1 protein-coding gene and 1 pseudogene are annotated in these 2,501 nt (G+C 65.3%); both read left to right on the forward strand.

Annotated elements, in window-relative coordinates:
• Positions 1 to 334: pseudogene (locus MOV75_RS34430) on the forward strand (tRNA(Ile)-lysidine synthetase); the annotation flags it as partial.
• A 290-nt stretch (positions 335 to 624) separates the two neighbouring features.
• Positions 625 to 2,501 (forward strand): ATP-dependent zinc metalloprotease FtsH (ftsH, locus tag MOV75_RS34435; protein ID WP_246931961.1); only part of this gene is annotated, 1,877 nt, incomplete at its 3' end.

Genomic DNA, 2,501 nt, shown 5'->3' on the forward strand with positions numbered 1-2,501 from the left:
CGCCGAGCGCTTCCTCCGTTTGCGGGATCGCGACGTTGCGCCGCAGGCGGGCGTTCGAAGCTTCGAGGCCTCAAGCTTTGCCGTCCTGCCGGAGGAGGTCCGGCTGCGGCTCCTGCTGCGGGCCGTCAACGCGCTCGGACATGAAGGACCGGCGGAACTCGGCAAGGTTGAATCCCTCCTGGCCGTGCTCGATCAGGCCATCGCGGCAAGTCCTCGCGCGGCCGCAAATGGCCGGCCGGCCTTGCGGCAAACCCTTGCGGGAGCCTTGATCAGCCTTGCCGGCGGGCGTATCCACATCGGACCGGCGCCGGCGCGGCGCGGCAAGGGTGCTTGAAGGGTGCCCCCAGGGCCGCAGGAAGTCGGATCATGACACCGGCCATTTCGGCCCCGCCCCGTCAGGACACCTTAACCAGGCAGGAAAAACCCCGCATCGGGCGCCATTATTTCAGCGGGAATCGCTCTAAGATGGGCTAAATAGTCCCATCTCGTTCCCTTGGCAGCGACCGGGGCGGCACCTAGATTGTATGCGTCTAACCGAGAGGATTCCTTGGGGATTTTCTCTGGCTTGCCCAAGTAACTCCTGAAGGACCAGGCCGCGATCCGCGCGACCACGAAGGAAGATCGATGAACGCCAATCTGCGCAATTTCGCCCTCTGGGTCATCATTGTTTTGCTGCTGTTGGCGTTGTTCACGCTCTTCCAGAATCCGGGTCAGCGGGCCTCCTCGCAGGACATCGCCTTCTCGCAGCTCCTGAGCGAGGTTGACCGCGGCAACGTGCGCGACGTCGTGATCCAGGGCCCCGACATTCACGGCACCTTCACCAACGGCTCCAGCTTCCAGACCTATGCGCCGAGCGACCCGACGCTGGTGAAGCGCCTGTACGACAGCAAGGTGCAGATCACCGCAAAGCCGCCGGGCGACAACGTGCCGTGGTTCGTCTCGCTGCTGGTCTCCTGGCTGCCGTTCATCGCGCTGATCGGCGTGTGGATCTTCCTGTCGCGGCAGATGCAGGGCGGCGCCGGCAAGGCGATGGGCTTTGGCAAGTCGCGCGCCAAGATGCTGACTGAAGCGCATGGCCGCGTCACCTTCGAGGACGTGGCCGGCGTCGACGAAGCCAAGCAGGACCTTCAGGAAATCGTCGAATTCCTGCGCGACCCCGGCAAATTCCAGCGCCTCGGCGGCCGCATTCCGCGCGGCGTGCTGCTGGTCGGCCCTCCCGGCACCGGTAAGACCCTGATCGCGCGTGCGGTCGCGGGCGAGGCCAACGTGCCGTTCTTCACCATTTCGGGTTCGGACTTCGTCGAGATGTTCGTCGGCGTTGGCGCCTCCCGTGTGCGCGACATGTTCGAGCAGGCCAAGAAGAACGCGCCGTGCATCATCTTCATCGACGAAATCGACGCGGTCGGTCGTCACCGCGGCGCCGGCCTCGGCGGCGGCAATGACGAGCGCGAGCAGACGCTGAACCAGCTGCTGGTCGAGATGGACGGCTTCGAGGCGAACGAGGGCGTGATCCTGATCGCCGCCACCAACCGTCCCGACGTGCTCGATCCCGCGCTGCTGCGCCCCGGCCGCTTCGACCGTCAGGTCGTCGTGCCGAACCCCGACGTCGTCGGCCGCGAGCAGATCCTCAAGGTGCATGTCCGTAAAGTTCCGCTGGCGCCGGATATCAACCTCAAGACCATCGCGCGCGGCACGCCGGGCTTCTCCGGCGCCGATCTGATGAACCTCGTCAACGAAGCTGCGCTCACGGCCGCCCGCCGCAACAAGCGGATGGTGACTCAGGCCGAGTTCGAGGAGGCCAAGGATAAGGTGATGATGGGCGCCGAGCGCAAATCGCTCGTCATGACCGAGGAAGAGAAGCTGCTGACGGCCTATCACGAGGGTGGCCACGCCATCGTCGGCCTCAACGTCGTCGCGACCGACCCGATCCACAAGGCGACGATCATTCCGCGCGGCCGTGCGCTGGGCATGGTCATGCAGCTCCCCGAGCGCGACAAGCTGTCGATGTCTCTGGAGCAGATGACCTCGCGGCTCGCGATCATGATGGGCGGCCGTGTCGCTGAAGAGCTGATCTTCGGCCGCGAGAAGGTGACCTCAGGTGCGTCCTCCGACATCGAACAGGCCACACGTCTGGCCCGGATGATGGTGACGCGCTGGGGCCTGTCCGAGGCGCTCGGCACCGTGTCCTATGGCGAAAACCAGGACGAGGTTTTCCTCGGCATGTCGGTGTCGCGCACCCAGAACGCGTCGGAGGCGACGGTCCAGAAGATCGACACCGAGATCCGGCGTTTCGTGGAAGAGGGCTACAACGAAGCGACGCGTATTCTCACCGAGAAGCGCGCCGATCTCGAAGCTCTCGCCAAGGGCCTGCTCGAGTTCGAGACGCTGAGCGGCGACGAGATCGTCGATCTGCTCAAGGGCAAGAAGCCGAACCGCGAATCCGTGCTCGAGCCGACCACGCCGCGCGCCTCCGCAGTGCCCCCTGCCGGCAAGTCGCCGAG

This window comes from Bradyrhizobium sp. PRIMUS42 (genome assembly GCF_023006515.1).
Taxonomy (GTDB): Bacteria; Pseudomonadota; Alphaproteobacteria; order Rhizobiales; family Xanthobacteraceae; genus Bradyrhizobium.